The sequence below is a fragment of the Flammeovirga sp. AWQ4_249 genome (assembly GCF_056161045.1).
Map to the genome: position 1 here is coordinate 206,958 of NZ_JBSWYJ010000001.1, position 22,134 is coordinate 229,091.

18 protein-coding genes are annotated in these 22,134 nt (G+C 33.0%); 12 read left to right on the forward strand and 6 right to left on the reverse strand.

Annotation, left to right across the window (positions count from 1 at the left end; translation table 11 throughout):
* Positions 1-159: 159 nt before the first annotated feature.
* Positions 160-786 (reverse strand): c-type cytochrome, encoded by a 627-nt coding sequence (locus ACXAHM_RS00800; RefSeq protein WP_474958482.1) that lies wholly within the window; start codon positions 784-786, stop codon positions 160-162.
* Positions 787-903: 117 nt separating this feature from the next.
* A complete protein-coding gene (locus tag ACXAHM_RS00805) occupies positions 904-2,028 on the reverse strand; it encodes an NAD(P)/FAD-dependent oxidoreductase (protein WP_474958483.1) in 1,125 nt (374 codons plus the stop codon).
* Positions 2,029-2,171: 143 nt separating this feature from the next.
* Between ACXAHM_RS00805 and ACXAHM_RS00810 the strand changes: the two genes are divergently transcribed.
* From ACXAHM_RS00810 to ACXAHM_RS00820, 3 genes are all read left to right on the forward strand, one after another.
* Positions 2,172-2,747: a TerD family protein gene (locus tag ACXAHM_RS00810; protein WP_474958484.1), complete on the forward strand. Its 576-nt coding sequence runs from the start codon at positions 2,172-2,174 to the stop codon at positions 2,745-2,747.
* Between the two features lie 211 nt (positions 2,748-2,958).
* Positions 2,959-4,167: an NAD(P)-dependent oxidoreductase gene (locus ACXAHM_RS00815; protein WP_474958485.1), complete on the forward strand. Its 1,209-nt coding sequence runs from the start codon at positions 2,959-2,961 to the stop codon at positions 4,165-4,167.
* 345 nt (positions 4,168-4,512) lie between these two features.
* A complete protein-coding gene (locus tag ACXAHM_RS00820; RefSeq protein WP_474958486.1) occupies positions 4,513-6,357 on the forward strand; it encodes an OmpL47-type beta-barrel domain-containing protein in 1,845 nt (614 codons plus the stop codon).
* Between the two features lie 43 nt (positions 6,358-6,400).
* On the opposite strand, the gene ACXAHM_RS00825 is transcribed toward ACXAHM_RS00820, so the two are convergent.
* Positions 6,401-7,039, reverse strand: a complete 639-nt coding sequence (locus ACXAHM_RS00825; protein WP_474958487.1) for an START domain-containing protein — start codon at positions 7,037-7,039, stop codon at positions 6,401-6,403.
* Positions 7,040-7,203: 164 nt separating this feature from the next.
* On the opposite strand from ACXAHM_RS00825, the gene ACXAHM_RS00830 reads away from it, so the two are divergent.
* The 3 genes from ACXAHM_RS00830 to ACXAHM_RS00840 are packed head-to-tail and all read left to right on the forward strand — an operon-like array spanning position 7,204 to position 10,804.
* Positions 7,204-8,586, forward strand: a complete 1,383-nt coding sequence (locus ACXAHM_RS00830) for an NADase-type glycan-binding domain-containing protein (RefSeq protein ID WP_474958488.1) — start codon at positions 7,204-7,206, stop codon at positions 8,584-8,586.
* A 2-nt stretch (positions 8,587-8,588) separates the two neighbouring features.
* Positions 8,589-9,968, forward strand: coding sequence for a hypothetical protein (locus ACXAHM_RS00835; protein ID WP_474958489.1), 1,380 nt, complete (start codon positions 8,589-8,591; stop codon positions 9,966-9,968).
* Positions 9,965-10,804, forward strand: a complete 840-nt coding sequence (locus ACXAHM_RS00840; protein ID WP_474958490.1) for a VanW family protein — start codon at positions 9,965-9,967, stop codon at positions 10,802-10,804. The genes ACXAHM_RS00835 and ACXAHM_RS00840 overlap by 4 nt, the downstream gene beginning before the upstream one ends.
* 33 nt (positions 10,805-10,837) lie before the next feature.
* Here the strand turns inward: ACXAHM_RS00840 and ACXAHM_RS00845 are convergent, their stop codons facing one another.
* The 3 genes from ACXAHM_RS00845 to ACXAHM_RS00855 form a co-directional block, all read right to left on the reverse strand.
* A complete protein-coding gene (locus tag ACXAHM_RS00845) occupies positions 10,838-12,124 on the reverse strand; it encodes a hypothetical protein (RefSeq protein WP_474958491.1) in 1,287 nt (428 codons plus the stop codon).
* A gap of 196 nt (positions 12,125-12,320) precedes the next feature.
* Positions 12,321-13,514, reverse strand: a complete 1,194-nt coding sequence (locus ACXAHM_RS00850; protein ID WP_474958492.1) for a hypothetical protein — start codon at positions 13,512-13,514, stop codon at positions 12,321-12,323.
* 9 nt (positions 13,515-13,523) lie between these two features.
* Positions 13,524-15,119, reverse strand: coding sequence for a BCCT family transporter (locus tag ACXAHM_RS00855; RefSeq protein ID WP_474958493.1), 1,596 nt, complete (start codon positions 15,117-15,119; stop codon positions 13,524-13,526).
* A gap of 542 nt (positions 15,120-15,661) precedes the next feature.
* Between ACXAHM_RS00855 and ACXAHM_RS00860 the strand changes: the two genes are divergently transcribed.
* The 6 genes from ACXAHM_RS00860 (at position 15,662) to ACXAHM_RS00885 (ending at position 22,043) form a co-directional block, all read left to right on the forward strand.
* A complete protein-coding gene (locus ACXAHM_RS00860) occupies positions 15,662-16,024 on the forward strand; it encodes a hypothetical protein (RefSeq protein ID WP_474958494.1) in 363 nt (120 codons plus the stop codon).
* 324 nt (positions 16,025-16,348) lie between these two features.
* On the forward strand, positions 16,349-17,644 hold the full coding sequence (locus tag ACXAHM_RS00865) for an alginate export family protein (RefSeq protein WP_474958495.1): 1,296 nt from the start codon (positions 16,349-16,351) through the stop codon (positions 17,642-17,644).
* Positions 17,645-17,664: 20 nt separating this feature from the next.
* On the forward strand, positions 17,665-19,065 hold the full coding sequence (locus ACXAHM_RS00870; RefSeq protein ID WP_474958496.1) for a CmpA/NrtA family ABC transporter substrate-binding protein: 1,401 nt from the start codon (positions 17,665-17,667) through the stop codon (positions 19,063-19,065).
* A 138-nt stretch (positions 19,066-19,203) separates the two neighbouring features.
* Entirely contained in the window at positions 19,204-20,286 is a 1,083-nt protein-coding gene (locus ACXAHM_RS00875; RefSeq protein WP_474958497.1) for an ABC transporter permease, read from the forward strand.
* 8 nt (positions 20,287-20,294) lie between these two features.
* The gene (locus ACXAHM_RS00880) at positions 20,295-21,179 is read left to right on the forward strand and encodes an ABC transporter ATP-binding protein (RefSeq protein ID WP_474958498.1); all 885 of its coding nucleotides are present in this window, start codon (positions 20,295-20,297) and stop codon (positions 21,177-21,179) included.
* Between the two features lie 45 nt (positions 21,180-21,224).
* Positions 21,225-22,043 (forward strand): ABC transporter ATP-binding protein, encoded by an 819-nt coding sequence (locus ACXAHM_RS00885; protein ID WP_474958499.1) that lies wholly within the window; start codon positions 21,225-21,227, stop codon positions 22,041-22,043.
* The last annotated feature ends 91 nt before the right edge of the window (positions 22,044-22,134 follow it).

Below are 22,134 nucleotides of genomic sequence, written 5' to 3' on the forward strand. Positions count from 1 at the left end.
AATACTAATGCCTTAAAATCCAGCCTAATATAAATAAAATTCTAGAGGTCATCTAAAAAAAAGCAAACAAAAAAGGGAGCTAAATTCGCTCCCTTCTAGATGCTTTTTCGTGATGTTGTCACAAAGATACTTAATCCCAATTAAGTTTACAATAGAAATTTACTTTCTTAATGACAAAACATACGTTGAAACGGCTTTCAACTCTTCATCTGAAAGATCTTTTTCATTAAAAGAGAACATTATTCCTTTACCATTTCTTACAATATTGTGGATTCCTGCTTCATCTAGCGTACTTTCTGATAATTTCGGAGAATTACTTCTTTGAGCATCACCATTAGTACCGTGACATTGTGAACATTTCTTAGTGAAAAGTTCCTTACCTGTTAAAGAGACATCAGAAGTAGTTTCAACAGATTCAGTTTGACCTGTTAATTGCTTTTTAGCGGCAGCTCTTTGCATTTCAGCCATACCATAGGCCATTACTAAACATACAACAGAAAGAATCATTAAGATTTTGTTGAATTTTTTAGTTGCGATAACTGCTAATGGAATAGAAGCGGCAACTAAAACAAATTTAATAGTAAGTGCATTTGTATATACAGGAATTACTGTCAGTAAATAAATACCCGTTGCTAAGAATAGAAACGAGACAATCATTTCTGGTACTTTGATTACTTTCGCAAATTTTTCAAATTTCTCTTTACCCAAAAACATTACAATAGCTTTTACTAGGTAAATTAAGAGGAATAAGGAAACTAGAATTCTATGAACTAGTAGTAAACTCATGATATTATTAAAATTTCTTTGAAGTTTAGAATATCTTTCTTTTAAAAATCACCGCAATATGCACCTTATTTTTGAATAATGTATTCCTTTTTGGTGATCTTTATCATTAAACAAAGACTAATCAAGGATTGTTTTTAACTCAATGCCCACTTCTGAGCCAATAGCTACACCCATGCCTCCCATACGAACACCGATGGCTATTCTATCTGAGAGTAATTTAACGATAGGAGATTTTTGTTCTCCAAAAGCCATAATACCTGCCCATTTCATGTCTATGTGATGTGGTGTATTTGGAAGGATTACTTCTTTCAGTAAATGTTTTAAATGATCTGTAATTTTAGGAGTAGTCCGAATATCTGTTGTGGTTTCTCCATAATAATCTAAGTTTCTTCCACCACCAATCAAGATTCTATTCCCTGTATTTCTAAAATAGTAGTAACCTCTATCCATATGAAATGTTCCTTGGAAAGGGACTTTTTCAAGCTCATTTGTAATAATCACTTGACCTCTACCAGGCTTTACTTCTAATTGAGGTAATAATTTATGTGCAAAACCATTGACACAAATACTAATTCTGTCTGCGTAAAAATCTATTTTATCACTTAAATTTTTACAATTGACAATGACTTGTGTTTCATCATCTATAAAATTGACAACCTCGGTTCCTGTTACAAATTCAATATTTAAACTTCTCGCTACTGTAAGAAGACCTTGCATCATTTTTCCTGTATGGATTTGCCCTTCAAATTGATTATATAATAAATGTTGGACATGCTGTTTAGAAAAGCCGAAAGCATTAACCTTTTCATCTTGTAATGAAAATACTTCTGCATTGAAAATAGGAGAGAGTAATTTATTGATTTCTTCAGTTCTTTCTAAATACTCTTTTTGAGAATCAGTGATCAATTCATATCCTCCTAATTGCTCAAATTCGAAATTTTTATCACCTAATCTTTTCCTTAGTTTTAGAAGACCTCTGTAACGCTTTTCTACCACAGATAAAACCTCATCTTCTGTTGAAGTTTGAAGATCATCGCAGATTTCCGTTAAACTTCCAAAACAAGCAAAACCAGCATTTTTTGTACTAGCTCCAGTAGGAAGAGTTCCTTTTTCAATGACTAATACACGTTGATTTGGATAGGCTTCTTTGTATTCTATTGCTGTTGTTAGCCCTACAATTCCACTGCCTATAACAATGAAATCATATTTAGTAAAGCTTTCTTTTTCCCAAAAGCTAATCATGTGTTGTTGTGTTTATTTGAATTGGCTATCTTTTTGTAACCTAAAAAAGTAATAGTGATGTATCGAAAACAATATGATTTGTTTTCTGATGTATTGTTAATTGCAAAATAGGAAAGTTTACTGTGAAATAACAGGAAAAAGATATGGCAACTAATATTGTAAAAAAGGGAAAAGGAGTTAAGCTTAAAGAACTTGCAGATCAGAAGCTCAATAAAATTAAAATTGGCTTAGGTTGGGAAGTAAGAAAGGGTGGTCAGTTGGACTTAGATGCTTCTGTTTTTATGTTAGGTGAAGACGGGAAGTTGCCAAGTGACGAATATTTTGTTTTTTATAATAACCTAGAATCACCTGATGGAATGGTAAAGCATAGAGGTGATAATAGAATTGGTGATAGTGTGGGAGATGATGAAGAAATCCTTTTAAACTTACCATATATTTCACCTGTGGTTAAAGAATTGATTTTTGTTGTAAGTATTTATGAAGCGAAAAATAGGAGACATAACTTCGGTAATTTAGAAGAAGCCTACATCCGTGTAGTGAATTTAGAAACAAACAATGAAATTCTTCATTATGATTTAGATGCTGATTTTGGAGATGATACAGAAGTTGAATTTGCTCGATTAATTCGTGAAGATGAAGGATGGAAGTTTACACCAACAGAATTTGGTACTAAAATAGGCTTACAAGGATATGTTGATAAATATATTCCTGAGATTTAGGATCTTAACGAACATTAAAACATTGCATTAATCTCGCTATTTTTTTCATTCATTTTCTTTATTCTTTTCTTCATCATTAAATTTTCTCATCTTCGCGTTGATAACCTCAAAATGGTCTTAATTAGAAAGAATAACTAATAGAATTAGCTTTCAACAGAGACTGATTATTATTCATACAACCATAAATTAAAACATTTATTTAGAACACATTATGAAAGTTGGAATCATCAAAGAAGGAAAAGTACCTGAAGATAAAAGAGTAGCTTTAACTCCTGCTCAATGTGAGGAAGTTTTAGAAAAATATCCAGAAGTTGAGATTTATGTTCAAAAAAGTCCAATCCGTTGTTATACTGATGAAGAATATCAGGAAGCAGGCATTGCTGTTGTAGATAATGTAGATGATTGTGATATTCTTTTAGGAATTAAAGAAGTTCCAATTCCTGAATTGATTCCAAATAAAAAATACTTCTTCTTTTCTCATACCATTAAAAAACAACCTTATAATAGAGAACTTTTAAGAGCAATTCTTGAAAAAAATATTGATATCGTTGATTATGAAGTATTGGTAAAAGAGGATGGAGCGAGAGTTATTGCATTCGGTAGATTTGCAGGTTTGGTTGGAGCTTATAATGGTTTATTAGCTTACGGTAAGCGTCATAAAGCATATGATTTAAAACCAGCACACTTATGTCATGATCTAAATGAATTGTGGATTGAGTGTAAAAAGGTGAAACTTCCAAGTGATTTCAAAATTGTTCTAACTGGTAGCGGTAGAGTTTCTAATGGAGCTGTAGAAACGTTATTAGCAGCAGGGATCAAAAAAGTAAGTAAAGAAGATTACCTAAATGAGTCATTTGATTCACCTGTTTTCGTTCAGTTGAGATCAAAAGATTATCATGAGAAAAAAGATGGTAGTCCATTTGAAATCAAAGACTTCTTTGAACATCCAGCAGATTATAATTCTACCTTTGCTGATTTCTTACCCGTTTCAAACCTATTAGTTGCAGGTGCATTCTGGCATCCAGCTGCTCCAGTTTTATTTACAAAAGAAGATGCAAAGAAGGAGAACTTCAAAATTGAAGTTATTGCAGACGTAACTTGTGATATTGAAGGTTCAATCCCAAGTACAAAACGTCCTTCTACTATTGCTGATCCTATATATGATTATAATCCTGAGACAGGTAATGACGAAGCTGCATTTTCTAGTGACAATAATATAACAGTCATGGCGGTGGATAATTTACCCAACGAATTACCAAGAGATGCTTCTGAAGCATTTGGTCGTCAAATGATTGATAATGTATTGGAAGATCTTTTTGTGACACCAAAAGGAATCGTAGAAGGAGCAACAATTACACATAATAAGAAACTGACAGAGAAGTTTAGCTACTTACAAAACTATGTGGATGGTAAAGAATAATAAAGCATAATAGCCAATCATATAGATATAAAGAGTCTATTCTTTCAATTTGGAGAAGGAATAGACTCTTTTTTGTTGGTTTTTAGTGAAGTTAAGTAAGAAATAAGAGATGAACTATTGAATTGAATTCTCAAATGTGAAAAAACTTTAATTTTTTTTCGATGTAATAAATAGCCTTCCAATTGCACTTTTTGATAGGTAAAACTTTGATTCTGACTTAATTTGTAGGATTGTTAATAAAATAGAATGTAAAGTAGTATGTTGTAAATCAATGGTTTAGTGTAACCTTTTATCTTAATATTATGTATTATTAACCAACATTACAGAAACCTAATTTTTAGAAAGATGATACAAAGAATACTATTACCCGGCTTATTATACAGCTTATTTGCAATTCCAGTCTTAGCTCAAACACCTACTACAATTAATACGAGTTCAGATTTAACAATAGAAGAAGAAACTACTACTCCCGAATTAATGGCAATTAATAATGCCCCTCAGCGTTTAGATCATGAAAAAAGCGTTTATGTTGATAATTCAGGTACATATGTAAATAAATCATTACCCTTATTTTTAAGTTTTTCGACATCACAAGATGCTAGTGCGGAAAGATATTCATTAAATGAATCGGAGGAAGTTAATCCTAATGAAGCATTATACCTTGATACTGAAGGACCCAACTATATTAGATCAAAATGGGCAGTAGACCCAGAAACGAAAGAATATATTTTACCTAAAAGAGAAGTGAAATATGAGGTGATTGCTGATAGTAAAGCACCTGTATCAAAGATTTCATTTGATGGCACACGTCTACATGATAATGGCGTAGAAGCTTTTTATGGTAAAAATTTAATGATGCACTTAGTGGCTAATGATACCTATTCTGGTGTGAAAAATATCTATTACTCTTTAGATGGTGAAAATTTCCACGAATATAATTATTCAGTAAGTCTTGCTGAGGAAGGTCAACATATTGTATACTACTATTCTGCGGATAATGTAGGTAACCCTGAAGAAGTACGTACTTCTACATTTAAAATTGATTTAACGTCTCCTAATTCAATGGCGAATTGGAAAGGTCTTGTTTATAATGAAAATATTGTTTCTCCTAATGCAACTGTAAGATTACAAAGTGAAGATGAAATGTCAGGTGTTGATCATATTGAATTTAGTTATGATAATAGTGCATTCCAAGAGTATACTTACCAACCTATTTCAGTGAAAGATTTAAAGGATGGTGAACATGAGATTCATTATAAAGCTTTTGATATGGTGGATAATGAAGAGGTAGAAAAAACACTTACGTTTTATGTTGATAAAATTGCTCCAGAGATTTCGCATACAATTATTGGTGATCAATATGTAAATGATCATATCCGTTATATTTCTCCAAGAACTACTTTTGAAATTGCATCAAGTGATAATAAAGCAGGTGTAAAGCAAGTGTTATATAGTCCAAATGGTGGAGCGAATTATTCTCCTTATACTGGTTCAGCATTTTCTTTAAAGAATGAATTGGGTGAACACCATATTAGTTATAAAGCTTCAGATAATGTAAATAATATGACTACAGTGAAAACAGTAGAAGGTACAGAGGTTTTATTTATGGATAATGTACCACCATCGTCAGCTTATGAGTTTATTGGTGAGCAATTTGAACATAGAGATACATTATTTATTACTTCGAAAACGCAGATTAAATTGACTTCATTGGATTCACACTCTAAAGTAAAAGATACTTTCTTTGCTGTGAACGGTGAAAGTGATAAAACATATAGTGGTGCCTTTACAGTACGTGAGGATGGTGATCAAACTTTAATTTTCCGAGCTATTGATAATGTAAACAATGAAGAATCAGAAAATGAAGTAAAATTCTTTGTTGATAATGAAGGTCCAGAAGTACATGCCAATATGAGTATTGAACCAATTGGTAAACACGGAGAATTTGATGTATACCCAGCTTTTACGAAAGTTTATTTAGGTGCAACCGATACACATGTAGGTACGAAAGAAATTCAATATTCAATTAACGGTGGTGAGATGCAATTGTATTCAAGTGGATCAAACCTTGATATTTCAGAAAAAGAACATTTAAAGAAAGACCAACATTATAAAATTAAAGTAGTTGCTTATGATAATTTAGGTAACAAGACGAAAAAAACGATTGAGTTTTATGTAGGTCAACATTAAAATAAGAAAACCTCTACAGATTATTTCTGTAGAGGTTTTTAGTTTATATCTTTAAAAGACTTTTAATCATCTGATGTTCTGCCCCTGTTTTTTTAGCTTCTTTATATATGGCTTTTAAGGTGTTGATGGGCCAATTTTTTTGAATGATATTTGCAAAAAAAGAAGGGAGATTGCCTTTGGGATCAACCTGAATTTCAACACTGATATTGGTTTTGTTTTGTCCAGCAAATTCTAAGGTGTATTGTAAGTGTTGTAAATCTCCTCTTACTCTATCTGTTTGAATGGGGAAAATACCGTTTTCAATAGAATGGCACTCAAGTGAAATGGCAGGCATTGGGCTATCATCAAGTATTTTCCATTGTTGATGTACTACGTAATCACGATCACTTACTGGCCATAGCATATCGTAATGTTCATAGGTGGTGTATTCCATTCCATCACGACTTTTCTCAATCAAAGAATGTTCAGATAGTCTAGCTACCCATTTTTTTCTAGTTTCAATATCTTCTAAAGTAAAGGCGATACGTGATAGTGAAATGGGCATAATAGTAGTTCCTTTATAAATTGTAAGACCACCATCAGAAGGTTCTTTTTTTTCAAGGATTATATCTGTAAGCGTTTTAGGTTCTAGGGGATATTGTCCCAAAGTGAACCAGTTTGAAGAAATGGTAGATGTACTCATGATGAAAGAAGATAAGGTTCACCATTTTAACCCATTTTAAACTTGATAAATTCAATATTTTACGTGGAAATCTATTTAATCTTGAGAATTTACAATTCAGAGTTGAGTTGATGGGTTATCGAATAAAATGTTATATTTAGCATTACATTAAATACTTAAAACTAATGCAAGCAAACTACTCTTATTTCATCGCATTTATTATTTTGATATTATCAATAAACTCGGCAAATGCGACTAAAAAAATAACAAACGAACAAGTGGTGATACAAAATGTATACGCTACATCAACAAATATTCCCCAAGATCAATATTCAATTCTTAATTGTTTTGATGGTGATACAACAACGTATTGGAGAACTCCCGATGGTTCCACAACAAATGAGGGGATAATGATTACTTTCGATCAACCTACTTATCTATATGAAATCAATTTATACGATAAAGATGGTGAGGTTACCGAAAGATATTCTATGTTTTGTGATGGAAGTCCTGTCTTTGATGTGATTGATAGGGAAATTACTAACTTATTTATTCAAATCAATGGTGGAAATTGGGGAGACTATTATCTGATTTCAGAGATTGAATTTATGAATGCTGATGAAGAAAAATATACGGTTGTTGCCCCTATTTTCACAAAAGGGAGTGTTTCTGCAAGTTCTTCACTAAAGCCCGAGGTTGCTTACTCACCCAATAATTTAGTAGATGGACATAAAGATATGGCATGGTCTGAAGCTGTAAATGGTTTAGGAATAGGGCAAAAAATCACTTTTTCTCTTGAAGAGGAAATCACTATTGACCAATTGAAAATTTGGAATGGGTATCAAAGATCAAAAGAGCATTTTTCAGCAAATGGCTCATTGAAAGCTTTTAAATTTGGTATAAAGGGTGAAGCAATGAAAACGTATACTCTTGAACAGTTGTATGATCCGCAATTGATAGATTTAGAGGGCACTATCAAAGGAAAAACCTTTGAATTAGAAATTGTTTCAGGTTTTGCTGGTAAGAAGTACCAAGATTTAGTGATTAGTGAAATACTATTTTTAACAAAAGGGGTTTCCTATTCTATTTATACAGGTTTTGAACAAAAGAAAGTAGAAAAAAACCTAGCAGTAAATGCTCCTTATTTTAAAAAAATACTGAATAAAATGTTGAGTGATGATCATACAGACAAAAGTAGGGAAGGTAATATAGAAAAGACGGTCTATCAATCAATTTCATTTACTTTGAGGGCAAATAATACTTTTGTGCTGTATGATGTTGAATCAGAGTATATTGAAGAACAAGTAGAAGAAGTAGATGAAAATGAGGATCCTTATTGGGAAGAAAGTACCACTCAAATCATTGCAGATGGTAGTTGGGAATTAAAGAAAGTGGAAGATGGTAAAATTATTATTCGTGTTTTTGGTAGAAAATATCAACCTTTAGATTATTCAGATTTATATAAAGGAGAAGTGACCAATTATACTTTGAAGATTTTCCAAGATTATGTAACGATCACTCCAGTAGGACTGAAGGGACAGAAGTTAGTTGGAGAAATTGAATTTTAAAAATGATCACTTTTTTAAAGAAAAATGATACACTATTGCTATTGACATTGTTGATAGCAATTAGTGTTTTTATAGCAATTCACATCCTTTTTCAAAGTAGATATGCCCCTGGTTGGGATAGTTATTTTTATATGCTTCAGATCAAAAGTTGGTTTGAAATCGGAGAACTTCATTCTCCACGTATTAATATTATCTACCCTTTATTGATTGCATTTCAATATTTCGTTGATGATTATGTATTGGCCTATAAACTTGTATCTTTAGTGGCCTATTCATCTTTTATCAGTTTAGTATTTACGTTAGCAAAAATAAAAACAAAGAATACTTGTGTTAGTCTAGGAATTGCTGCTTTGGTGATGGTTAATCCACAATTGATTTATTTTACGGCTCAGTTTACAAAGAATTTAATAGGGTTAAATGCTTTATTGTTATTGATCATAGCCTTAGAGAAGAAAAATATACTAACAGGAATCATTAGTTTTGTAATCTGTGGATTAGCACATAAACTAATTTTTGGATTAGCAATTATTTACGGAACATCTTTTTTATTTTATACCTTAATATCTAAAAGAGCAACATATTTATTAAGTGTAAGCTTATTTGTACTTCCATTTATTTCTTATTTTTTAGTAAAATATTTATTACCTTCTCAATTTTCAGAAACCATTCAACTACCGTTTATTTCTTTTTATGAATCACATAAAGAAGTAATCAATACTTCTTGGATTTTTTATGGAATAGGGGCGAGCTTACTCTTTATTCTATTTTTGATTTATGGAATATATAAACCTCAAATATTAAAAGCGTCACAGTACAGTTTATTAATTACGTTAAGTATTTTATCCTTACCTTTTTTAAAGTGGGGAGTGATGGAATTTTCTTTTCGATTTTGGCTAGTTTTTGGTATTACAAGCCCTTTATTGTTATTAGAAATCAAGAAGTTGAAAGCGTCATTTTTAGTGTTTTTTGCTTTAGTTTTAGGTGCTTTTTCGTACTCAACTTATTCTCCAAAATTACATGATCCTCCTTATTTGAAATATGCGTATATCGCTAACGCAATTCAAAATAAACAACATTTAGTTGATGCTGAATTATTGATTTCTCACAAGTCTTTAGCAGAATACATTTCTTATCAAGTAGGGATTGATGTTTTACCATGGGGAATTGAGGAAGGAGAGGTTACTGAGGATACATTTCGATTGGTATACATAGGAGTAAATAATAGAGTAGGTTTCCTATCTATTATGGAAGAATTTATTATCCAAAAAGTTACTTCAGAGTATGTGTTAGTAAAAGAAAAAGATTGGCTGAATATTAAACCTCAGCTGATGAAAGAATTGAATTATTTTGATAACTGGAGAAACCCATATTTAATTAGATGAATATACCAGAACCTATAAAAAGAAATAAACTTCGTCAGTTTTTAGGGAAAGAATTTTATATCCTAAAAAGAAAATGGCAGTGGTTTGTATATCGAAATACATTTTCCAAAAAGAGAATAGAGGAGAAGTTGCCATTTGTCATAAAAGAGCATAAATCGATTATTTTACGCCCATTGGCAGGGGTAGAAATGTATTTGCAGGAAAACAAAAGAACAAATTTAAGATTGGCAGTTGGTCAACTCAATGGTATTACGATAGCACCAGGAGAAACTTTTTCATTTTGGAAATTAGTAGGTAGACCCTCAAAACGAAAAGGGTATATTGATGGTTTGGTACTTCGACAAGGTACAGTTGCTAAAGATACTGGTGGAGGATTATGTCAGTTGGGTAATCTATTATTTTGGATGTGTGCTCATTCCGACTTAACAATTACTGAAAGATACAGACATGGGTTTGATGTTTTCCCTGATGTCAATAGAAGTGTACCTTTTGGTTCTGGAGCAACTTTATCGTACAATCATATTGATTTACAAATCAAAAATACAACTGAACAAACGTTTAGAATTCATTTATGGTTAGATGATAAATATTTAAATGGAACCCTAACGGCAACACAACCAATGAATGGGAAGGTAATCATTGAAGAACAAAGTCATCAAATCAAAAGACAAAATTGGGGAGGATATACTCGCCACAATCAATTGTTTAAGGTGAAGTCCTCAAAGGAGGGAAAACTCATTTCAGAAGAACTTCTTGTTGAAAACCATGCAATCATGATGTATGAGCCTTTCTTAGAAGCCAAAAAGCCCCCAAGAGAGGTTGATTTGAACCTCTAACTTGGGAGCCACTTACACATCTTTAGGTAAAAGTTATTTCACTTTAGAAGAAGCAATTTGTCCAGCGATAATAGTCGATAATAAATCGCCACCTTTGCCATTGCTTTGACCAGAGAAATATTGCTCAGGAAGTTTGATCTTACTGATGTTTGCCCATTTCACTGAATCCTTACGGTATTCCCAAAGTGATTTTTGTTCTGGAGTTAAACCAGAAGCAACCAACTGTTTGTTAGCATACGCTTTAGTTTCGGCAATTACTTTTTCACGTTTCGCCTCTAATTGAGCCGTTTCAAATTTTATTTTTGCCAACTCTTTGTTTGTTTCCTCTTGCTTTAATTGTGTTTCAATCGCAATCAAACTAGAAACTTGTTCTTTTTCTCTTTTTACCCTTTCTTCAGCCTTGTCTCTTTCACCTTCGGCAACAATTCTGGATTGAGCAGCTTTGGCAGTTTCAATTCTTTGGATTTCCAATTGACGCTTTGCTGATTCATCTCTTTGAGATTCCAGACGTTTTTTGAATGATGATTCCATGTCGATGGAAGGTAGTACAACCTGTGAAATCAAGATATTATTTTCTGAAATTTCATTAGGAATACGTCTAAATCTTCCTGCTTCATCTTCCACTCTTTCCACAAGGTACTTTTTACGGATTTCTTTAATTTCCCTTTTCGCTTGTTGAATTGATTGATCAAATAAAGTATCCGCAATCTCTATTTTTCTTACTTCATAAGAACCATCTTTTAGTTGCTCTTCAAAAGTTTGACGGAAAGATTGTGCGTCACCAGAGATGTAATCTTGTGCTGCATACATATATGCGGTGTTGACTAATTGCTCTCTAATCGTAGGGATCAATGTCATCGCGACCAGATTTTCTTGCGATCTGAACTTTACAGCTACATCAATAAAAGCCTCTTCTGTAGTAGGCATTTGTACACGAACTGAAGGGTACCCTAAGGCTGTAACTTGATCAATAAAACGTATCGGAATAGGTTTCATTGAAGAGTTATCATCGTCATCTACATCTTCAGTTGTGATATCAATGTATTTACTCCATGCTTGAACTTTGCCAAACCAAGTGAAATGATAACCTTCACTCATAATTGCAGCTTTTTTTCCATTTGGATAAGTTACAAAATACTGATACCCAGGTTCAGCCCACATGATTGCATTGGACATAATAAATAAAAAGATAGCTGTGCCTATAGATGCAAATCCAACTTTAGGATTTAAGAAGCTATAATTCTTCTGGAGGTTAGGAAATAGGGATATAGTACCATACACTAAACATAGAAATACGATAATATAAAATATTGTTGTCATACCAATAGTTGCTTAATTTAATAATGTTTACATATAAATAAACGTCTAATAATGACAATAGGGTGCATTTTTTAAGAGTATTTAAGAATATTTTCAGGCTGTTTCAAATTGGATATTTAGTTTGAAAAAACCGTTAAAAAAGCCATGCTATGACTTTTATGTCTAACATGGCTTATTATATATTTATTAGGTGTATTTAAAAATAAAATCCGAAGTTAATATTGAAACGCATATGCCAATCAGCATCAATTGTTCCTTCAGCTAAAGCGGTATTGTAATTAGGACCAAGCCAAGGTTGATCTTTTCCTAAAGCGACATCAAAGTATGTATACAGAAGACCTGCAGTTACTAAACATCCTGTGACATTTTGATATGAATCTTCAAAACTTTCTTTTGTTTTATCCATAAATCCAAAGTCATTATAAAATTGAAGAGAAGAAACCGGTCCCCATTCTACATTTTCAGTATAACTTAATCCTAATGTATACGTACTGGCTTGAGCAGCCACTAGGTAAGGTGCTCCAAAAGCAGTCATTGCTACAACATCAGTTGTTTCTCCTTCCGGTGCTTTAGGATCATATTTGTAATGAGAAAATTGAGCTTTTAGATTCCATTTATTATAAGTCCATTGATAATGTGCTGCTACAGCATAATGGCTTCCTGTACTCTCTGTATCTAAGTTGTAGAGGCCACCAAACATACCCGAAACACCTATTTCATGTATTGAATTATCACTACCTAATTTTCGAATAACTTGACCATTCAATTGGTTGACTTCCTTATTTCTAACGTCAAGACCTCCATCTCCATCGATATCCATTGAAGCTACATCATAAGCATAACGACTATTGGAAGCATCACTATTACTTCCGAAACTTAACTCTTCAGCATTTTTAAAAAAAGCTACACTATAATACCATTTGTCATCATCATGAATATATTTAATACCCATGTCATGATCATCTTCTAGCCCTACATAAAAATTAATACTAAAGAACCAGTTGTGTGAGTTATAGGGAGTAATACCAAAAGGTAATTGTGTAAGCCCTAGTTGTAGCTGATTCTTATCAGAAAAATTGTATTCAAACCAACCTTGTTTAAGCATTATTCCACCAAAAGCATCAGAATACATTCTCAAGTCAACATTAAGACCTACACCTTTATAAGATGCTGTAGGTCTTAATGAGAACATATCATAGCCAAAATCACCACCTCTTTTTTTGTGTCCTTCTTTCCAATTAGAATAATTGTAATTAAATCGTAAGGCACCACCAAAGTGGAGTTCGGGTTTTTCTACTTCAGGAGCGTCTTCTTCACCTTCCTGTGCATAGATAAATAATGGTGATAATAGGATAGTAATGAGTAATAGATAGTTTTTATAATGGGTCATAATATTTTATTATTCCTTTGAATCGTCGTGAGGTTGTGTTCTAGATTTCATCCTACTTCTTTTCGGGTAATTGAGTTGATGATAATCCCGAAGTGCTTTATAAAAACTAAAGCACATGACTATTATTAATATAGCAAATGGTAAACCCGTGAGAATTGATGCGGTTTGTAAAGCAGTAAGACCCCCACCTAAAAGTAAAACACCTGCAATCAATCCTTCCATAGTCGCCCAGAAAATCTTTTGGAAAGTAGGCGCATCATGTCTTCCTCCTGAAGTCAAGGTATCTACTACAAACGATCCTGAATCAGATGAAGTCACAAAGAAACTAGTGACCAATAGGATTGTTAAAATAGAAGAGAATGTGGTAAAAGGGAATTGCTCTAATAAATAATAAATCGCTGTGGCTACATTTTTATTTACTGCATTTGTAATTGCATGATTTCCCGTTAACTCTTGGTATAGGGCACTTCCTCCGAAAATGGATAACCATAAGAATGTCAATAATGAAGGAACAATTAATACGCCTAAAATAAATTCTTTAATCGTTCTTCCTTTAGAAATTCTTGCAATAAAGATACCTACAAATGGAGACCATGAAATCCACCATGCCCAATAGAATACTGTCCATGAATTTTGCCAATTATTCGCTTCTCCAACGCCTTTGTAGGTATTGGTCCAATAACTTAATTCAAAGAATTCATAAAAGTAATATCCTAAATTTTGAACAAATGACTTTAATAAGAAAATAGTAGGTCCTATGAGTAATACCAATAGCATTAAACTAACTGCTAATCGCATATTCCATTCACTCAACATTCGGATACCTTTGTCCAATCCCAATACTAATGATAAGGTGGCAAAACCCGTTATGATGGCTATTAATATTAATTCTGTTGTGACATTAGTAGGTATATCAAATAAATACGTCAACCCTGCATTGACTTGTTGTACTCCAAAACCTAATGAGGTAGCCAATCCAAATAATGTGGCAATAACAGCGATGATATCAATAATATCACCTAATAAACCATAAATTTTATCCCCAAATAATGGATGGAAAATGGAACGTATGGTTAAAGGTAATCCTAAATTAAAAGTAAAAAATGCTAAGGCTAACCCAACAACAGCATACAATGCCCAAGCATGTACACCCCAATGTAGGAAAGTAATGCCCATCGCAGACTCTGCAGCTTGAGCAGGGTCTTTATTGATTTCTAGGAAAGGGTTATTATTAAAATGAAAAACAGGTTCTGCTACAGACCAAAACAAAAGGCCGATTCCCATCCCTGCACTAAATAACATGGAGAACCAAGCAGCTTGAGAAAATTCAGGTTCAGCTTTTTTACCACCAATTCGAATTTTTCCATATTTACTAAACCCTAAAAATATAGCAAAGAACAATAGACAATTGACTAATAGGATAAATAACCAACCGACATTGTTGGCAATTGTAGTTTGAGTGTTTTTAAACCATTCCTCCATCGGTTTTCCAACTACTAAAGTACTTATAACTAGAGTAGCAATGACAAAAATGGACACAAGAGATACAGTAGCATTCGCTTGAATGCCTAGGAAGGTTTTTTGATCACTTCTTTCGCGACTCATAAAAGGTCAATAATTTTTTAATGCTAAGAGGCATTAATTCATAAAATAAGCCTCTCAAATTTTGATACCACTCACTAAACAGAATTAGATATATAAGGTTAAGCTTTTAGGAGAACCATAGTAGATATCTACTACAAAAACCAAAGTCATTTTTCCGGGGAGGAAAATCAACCGTATCAAAATGTAACGTTTTCTGCAATTGAAGTTAATACATTTCGAATGCTTTTAAAAATTATCGTTAAATAGTCCAAAACTTGATTAGAATCACCAATGAAATAGGCTTTAAATAAGGATAAGAACAACGTTTACATTGAAAATTCAGATTTATTGAACTGCTAATATAAAAGGGAAGATAACTACTAAGCTCTATCATATGTTTTATTAAAAATTGAACTCAAAAAGGATTTTATGGTACTAAAATGTTTTATTTTCAAAAAAAATAACCAAAAGTGTAAAAAATACGTGTAAAAAATTAGGGATATAATTTTGGATGATATATTTTTACATTACTATATCACAGACACATACAAAACAACCATATAATGAATCAATTCAATACAAGGTTATTGGATACAATACCTTTTGAACTTGACTTTAAGTGGAGTTTAAAGGTTAAAGAAGGTCTTGCCCATGCCGCTACATTTGCATTTAAAGTATTAAGCGATGATGCGAATGAAAGTAGAGAGAGAACAGGGAAAATCATCAGAGAACTATTAAGTAATTATCGTTTTCGAGAAGATTTTCAAATAGAGGATGTAAACTATAATGAATTAGTGGTTTATAGAGCTAAAGTAGGCGATAGGCCAGAAGATTTGAATAGAAAAATGGAACTATTCAAAAGATGGGTATTACAAGCACAGAAAGATGCTCGTTTATCCATGGAAAAATTTCGACCAACGTTATAGAAAATTATAGATTAAGTATTTAAAACTGTTCCAATATTGGAGCAGTTTTTTTTTGTTTCTACGTATTTTCTTTCTCAATAATTTAAAAACTACGTAAATTTAATTTTTTAATAAGTATAAATACTTATTGGTGTAAAGTGTTGATAATCAGTACTTGTAATTGATTAATCTGTTAAATTGCAGTTTTTAGTATGATTAAAAAACATTTTTTAAACTGAAAAATACCCTTTATAATTTTTTCGAACAGCTCTATGTTTGCATTAAAAATAAGTATAATTACTTATTTATTTAATTGCTTCAATCATTTCATCAAACTAAAAGCTAATGAAAAAGTTAATTTACATCATTGCATTACTATTATGTGTAGGACTTCAAGCAACGGCACAAGATTTTAAAGTTTCCGCTGAGATTAGACCTCGTTCTGAACTTAGAAATGGATTCAAGAAGTTAAGAACAGATTCACAAGAACCAGCATTTTTCACAGAGCAAAGATCTCGATTAAATTTTGATTATAAATCAGATAAAATCATCATGAGGTTGTCATTACAAGATGTTCGTGTATGGGGTTCAACAAACCAAATTTATAAAACGGATCCCAATGCTCTAACAAATATTTCAGAGGCATGGGCACAGTATAATTTTACTGATAAGATTGGTTTGAAAGTGGGTCGTCAAATCATTTCATATGACAACCAAAGATTCTTAGGTGGTCTTGAATGGGCACAACAAGGTAGAAGACATGATGCTGCTTTATTTATCTATGATGATAAGGAAAGTAAATTAAAGTTACATGCAGGTTTTGCCTTTAATCAAGCCGGTTTTGAGCCAGGTATGTTAGTTGGAAACGATTATACAGGAGTAAATAGCTATAAATCATTCCAATATTTATGGGCTAATAAAACATGGGAAACGGGTAAAATGTCAGCATTGATCTTTAATGATGGTTACCAATATGGTGCAACTTCAGATAGTGTATCACAAAGACAAACAATTGGTTTAGTAGGTAGTAAATCATTTGGAGCATTAACAGTTGCAGGTGAAGGGTATTACCAAACAGGTACTTTTGGAATGGCTGATGTTAACGCATATATGTTAGACTTGAATTTAACTTTAAAAACTAAAGTGACACCAATCACTATCGGTTATCAAGTACTTTCTGGTGGAGATCCTGAGTCTGGAGAAATGCAAAACTTTACTCCTGCATATGGTACTAACCACAAATTCAACGGTTTTATGGACTACTTCTACGTAGGTAATCCTCATAACGATAAAATGGGTAATAATGTTGGCTTACAAGATATCTACATTAACACTGCTTTCAAATTAGGAAAAGGTACTTTCAAAACACAATTACACCAATTCATGTCTGCAGTAGATATTTATAGCGGTTCAGCTGAGACTGGTTTTGAAAAAGAATCAGGAAACTTAGGTACAGAAATCGATTTGATCTATGCAAGACCTTTAGGAAAAGAGGCATCATTAGTCGTAGGATACTCTCAAATGTTTGCGACAGAATCTATGGAAGTTATAAAAGGTGGAAATGCTGATTTAATTAACAATTGGGCATTTGTAATGCTAACAATCAAGCCTACACTATTCACAGCAAAATCTTCTAAATAATCTATTTTAATATAAGAATTATGAAAACATTAAAAGTAGTAAGTAAAGCTTTAGTAGCAATATCTTTCTCAAGCTTATTATTCAATTGTAGTGGTTCAAAGACTTCTTCTGAAACACAAAGTACAGTCACTGTAGAGGCTGAATCATCAACAAATCAGTTAGAAATAGAAAAGCCTCAATTGACTTTCGGTTTTATCAAATTAACAGATATGGCTCCGTTAGCAATCGCTAAAGAATTAGGTTACTTTGAAGATGAAGGGTTATTCGTAACTATTGAAGCTCAATCCAACTGGAAAAACGTATTGGATAGAGTAATTGATGGAGAATTAGATGGTTCTCATATGTTAGCAGGACAACCAATTGCTGCTGGTGCAGGTTTTGGTCGTCAAGCTGATCTTGTTACTTCTTTTTCTATGGACTTAAATGGTAATGGTATCACAGTTTCTAATGATGTGTGGTCTAAAATGAAACCAAATGTTCCTGTAGGAGAAGATGGTAAGCCAGTTCATCCAATTAAAGCTGATGCTTTGGTACCAGTCATTAATGAGTACAAAAATGATGGTAAAGCATTTAAAATGGGTATGGTATTCCCAGTTTCAACGCATAACTATGAGATTCGTTATTGGTTAGCTGCAGCTGGTGTGAATCCAGGAATGTACACAAAAGAGAATATTCAAGGTCAAGTGGATGCAGATGTTTTATTATCTGTTACACCACCACCACAGATGCCAGCTACTCTTGAAGCGGGTACGATTTACGGTTACTGTGTAGGTGAACCATGGAATCAGCAAGCAGTATTCAAAGGAATTGGTGTTCCAGTGACTACAAACTATGATATCTGGAAAAACAATCCTGAGAAAGTATTTGTAATGACAAAAGAGTTTACTCAGAAATACCCTAATACTTCAGTAGCTGTTACAAAAGCATTAATCAGAGCTGGTAAGTGGTTGGATGAGCCAGGAAACAGAGCTAAAGCTGTAGGTATTCTTTCTATGCCTGAGTATGTAGGAGCTGATTCAGTAGTAATTGCCAATTCAATGACAGGTACTTTCGAATTTGAAAAAGGAGACAAGCGTTCGATGCCTGATTTCAATGTGTTCTTCCGTCATAATGCAACATATCCTTTTTACTCAGATGGTGTGTGGTTCTTAACGCAAATGAGAAGATGGGGACAGATTCCAACTGCAAAAGCACAAGGATGGTACGACGAAACTATCAAAGATATCTATAGACCTGATATCTGGTTAAAAGCAGCGAATCTATTAGTAGAAGAAGGACATTTGACGAAAGCTGATATTCCTGAAACGGATGGGTATAAAGCACCAACAAAAGATTTTATCGATGGAAAATTATATGATGGTAAAGACCCAATTGGTTACATCAATAGTTTCCAAATAGGTAATAAAGACGAAGCAATGTAATCATTCTTCAAGTTAGATTGTACAGGAGTGTTGCAGTGTATATTCCTATCAAGTATATGCTGCTTCACCCTCATCTATCTATCAATATATTATTGCTCTAAACTAACAAATTCATTCTAGGAACTTAAAAATACTATCATGAAAGAGAGAATATTACAATTAACAGGAATACAAGCTTTTTTAGCACCATGGATAAGTGTTATTAAAGGAGAAGAAATTAAGAAAAATACACAAGTTTTATTAAAATCATATATCTATCCGATTGTCTCTATTTTCTTATTTATAGGTCTCTGGCATTTGAGTGCTAGCTACTTATACAACAAAGAGGCTACTGCAAGAATTGAGAAAGCAAGAACTGAACAAGGTGAGGCAGCTGCTTTAGAAATCCAAAATTGTATTTTTTCAGGAGATATTAGTTGTCAACCCAATACATTACCTTCACCAACAAAAGTTTGGGAAGCTTATCTTTCATTATTAGCGGATCATCAAATTATTTCAGATAAGAAAGATGCTTTTGAATTGAAGGTAGCTAAAACCAACGAAAAAAGAATTGCTAAAGGACAAGAACCCATTACTTATACTGGGCGCCCTTCATTTGTAGATCAAATTGCGACAAGTTTAAAGACGGTATTTGCTGGATTTTTATTGGCTGCATTTATCGCTATTCCAATTGGTATTGTGATTGGTTTAAGTACAACTTTAAGGACTTCATTTAACTGGTTAATTCAAATTTTTAAACCTGTATCTCCAGTAGTTTGGTTGTTATTAGTATTTATGATCGTAAAAACTTTAATGTCTGATTCTGACATGGATAAGTCGTTTATGATCTCATTTATCAGTGTAGGATTGTGTTCGATGTGGGCTACTTTAGTCAACACAAGTATGGGGGTTTCCTCAGTAGATAAAGACTTTGTCAATGTGGCTAAAGTATTAAAATTAAGCATTGGCCAAAACATTTTCAAAGTAGTATTGCCTTCATCATTACCCATGATTTTTACTGGATTAAGAATTACACTTTCAGTAGCATGGATGGTATTGATTGCGATTGAATTGTTGGCTCAATCTCCTGGATTAGGCTCATTTGTTTGGGAAGAATTCCAAAACGGTGCGAATGATTCTAATGCTAAAATTATAGTAGCCATGTTCGTCATTGGTATGATTGGTTTTGGTTTGGATAGAATCATGATGTTCGTTCAAAAAATGATGTCATTTAATAAATAATTCAGCGTATGGCCTATTTAGAATTAAAAAATGTAAGTAAGTCTTACGGAACTGGAAAAGATAAAGTAGAGGTACTCTCAAATATTAATTTATCGATAGAAGAAGGTGAATTTGTAGCGATTGTAGGGTTTACAGGAAGTGGGAAAACAACATTGATCAACCTTATCAATGGATTGGAATTTCCAGATGAAGGAGAGGTTTTATTGCAAGGAAAACCAATTACAGGACCTGGTCCAGATAGGGGGGTAGTTTTTCAAAATTACTCTTTACTTCCATGGTTAACGGTCGCTCAAAATATCAAATTAGCCATCGATGAAGTATATCCTTCTATGTCTTCAAAAGAAAAAAAGGAGATGATAGAAAAATATGTAGGAATGGTTCATTTATCTCATGCGATTGACAAACTTCCTGCAGAATTATCAGGTGGTATGCGTCAGAGAGTATCTGTAGCAAGAGCATTGGCTATGAATCCAAAGATGTTATTAATGGATGAACCTTTGAGTGCTTTGGATGCTTTGACAAGAGGAACATTGCAAGAGGAAATCGTCAATATTTGGGGAGAAGACCGTAAAACGTGCCTTTTAATCACCAATGATGTTGATGAAGGAATTGTTATGGCAGATCGTATTATTCCATTGAATCCTGGACCAAAAGCAACTTTAGGACCTAATTTCAAAGTAGAATTAGCAAGACCTAGAGTGATTGCAGAAATCAATAAAGAGGAAGTCTATAAACAATTAAGAAACGAGATCTTAGAATACCTTATTGAAGTAGGAGCATCTAGATCCAATCAACAAAGTACTTCTTATGAATTACCTGATTTGAAACCAGTAATGCCAGGACGTGTGAAATGGGGGATCAGAAGAAAGAAAGAAAAATTGGAGTACTTCTAAACCACAAACTTCTCAAATTAATGTACAATCTAAATTATTAAGAAGATGAGTGTTATTGCAAAAGAAATCGTAAAACCTGAAATCATAGAAGATCACCGACCTGATATGTTGGTGTGTAAAGATATAGCGAAAATTTACCCTACACCCAAAGGTGATTATACTGTACTTTCAGATTTACAATTAACCGTAAAAAAAGGGGAGTTTATCTCAGTCATTGGACATTCAGGTTGTGGAAAATCCACTTTGTTGACCATGATTGCGGGGTTGAATGATATCAGTAAAGGTGCCGTTTATGTCGATGGAGATGAAGTAAGAGGGGCAGGGCCAGACAGGGCTGTAGTTTTCCAATCTCCAAGTTTATTTCCATGGATGACCGCTTTACAAAATGTAATGATTGGCGTAAAGCAGGTATTTCCTCATGCTACAAAAAAACAAAAACAAGACATCTGTAAGTATTACTTGGATAAGGTAGGTCTTGGAAATGATTTTAATAAAAGAGCGTCTGAGCTTTCTCAAGGAATGCAACAAAGAGTAGGTATTGCTCGTGGTTTTGCATTGAAACCAAAAGTTTTATTACTGGATGAACCTTTCGGAATGTTGGATTCATTGACAAGAGGAGAGTTACAAGATGTCCTTCTTGAAGTTTGGCAAAAAGAACAAATTACAGCCATAATGGTCACACATGATGTTGATGAGTCTATCTTCTTAGCAGACAGAGTAATCATGATGACTAGTGGTCCTTTTGCTAAAATTGGAGATGAACTGAGAATTCCATTTGAACGACCAAGAAATAGAGTGGATATATTAGAACATCCAGATTATTATCATTACAGAGGTTATCTTATGGACTTTTTAAATCATTAATCAAACAAAGTGTGTTTATCTTCTAAGAAGTAAAACACGCTTTATTTTTTACCTAACAAACAAACGACTCAAGCAGATTAATTACTGAACA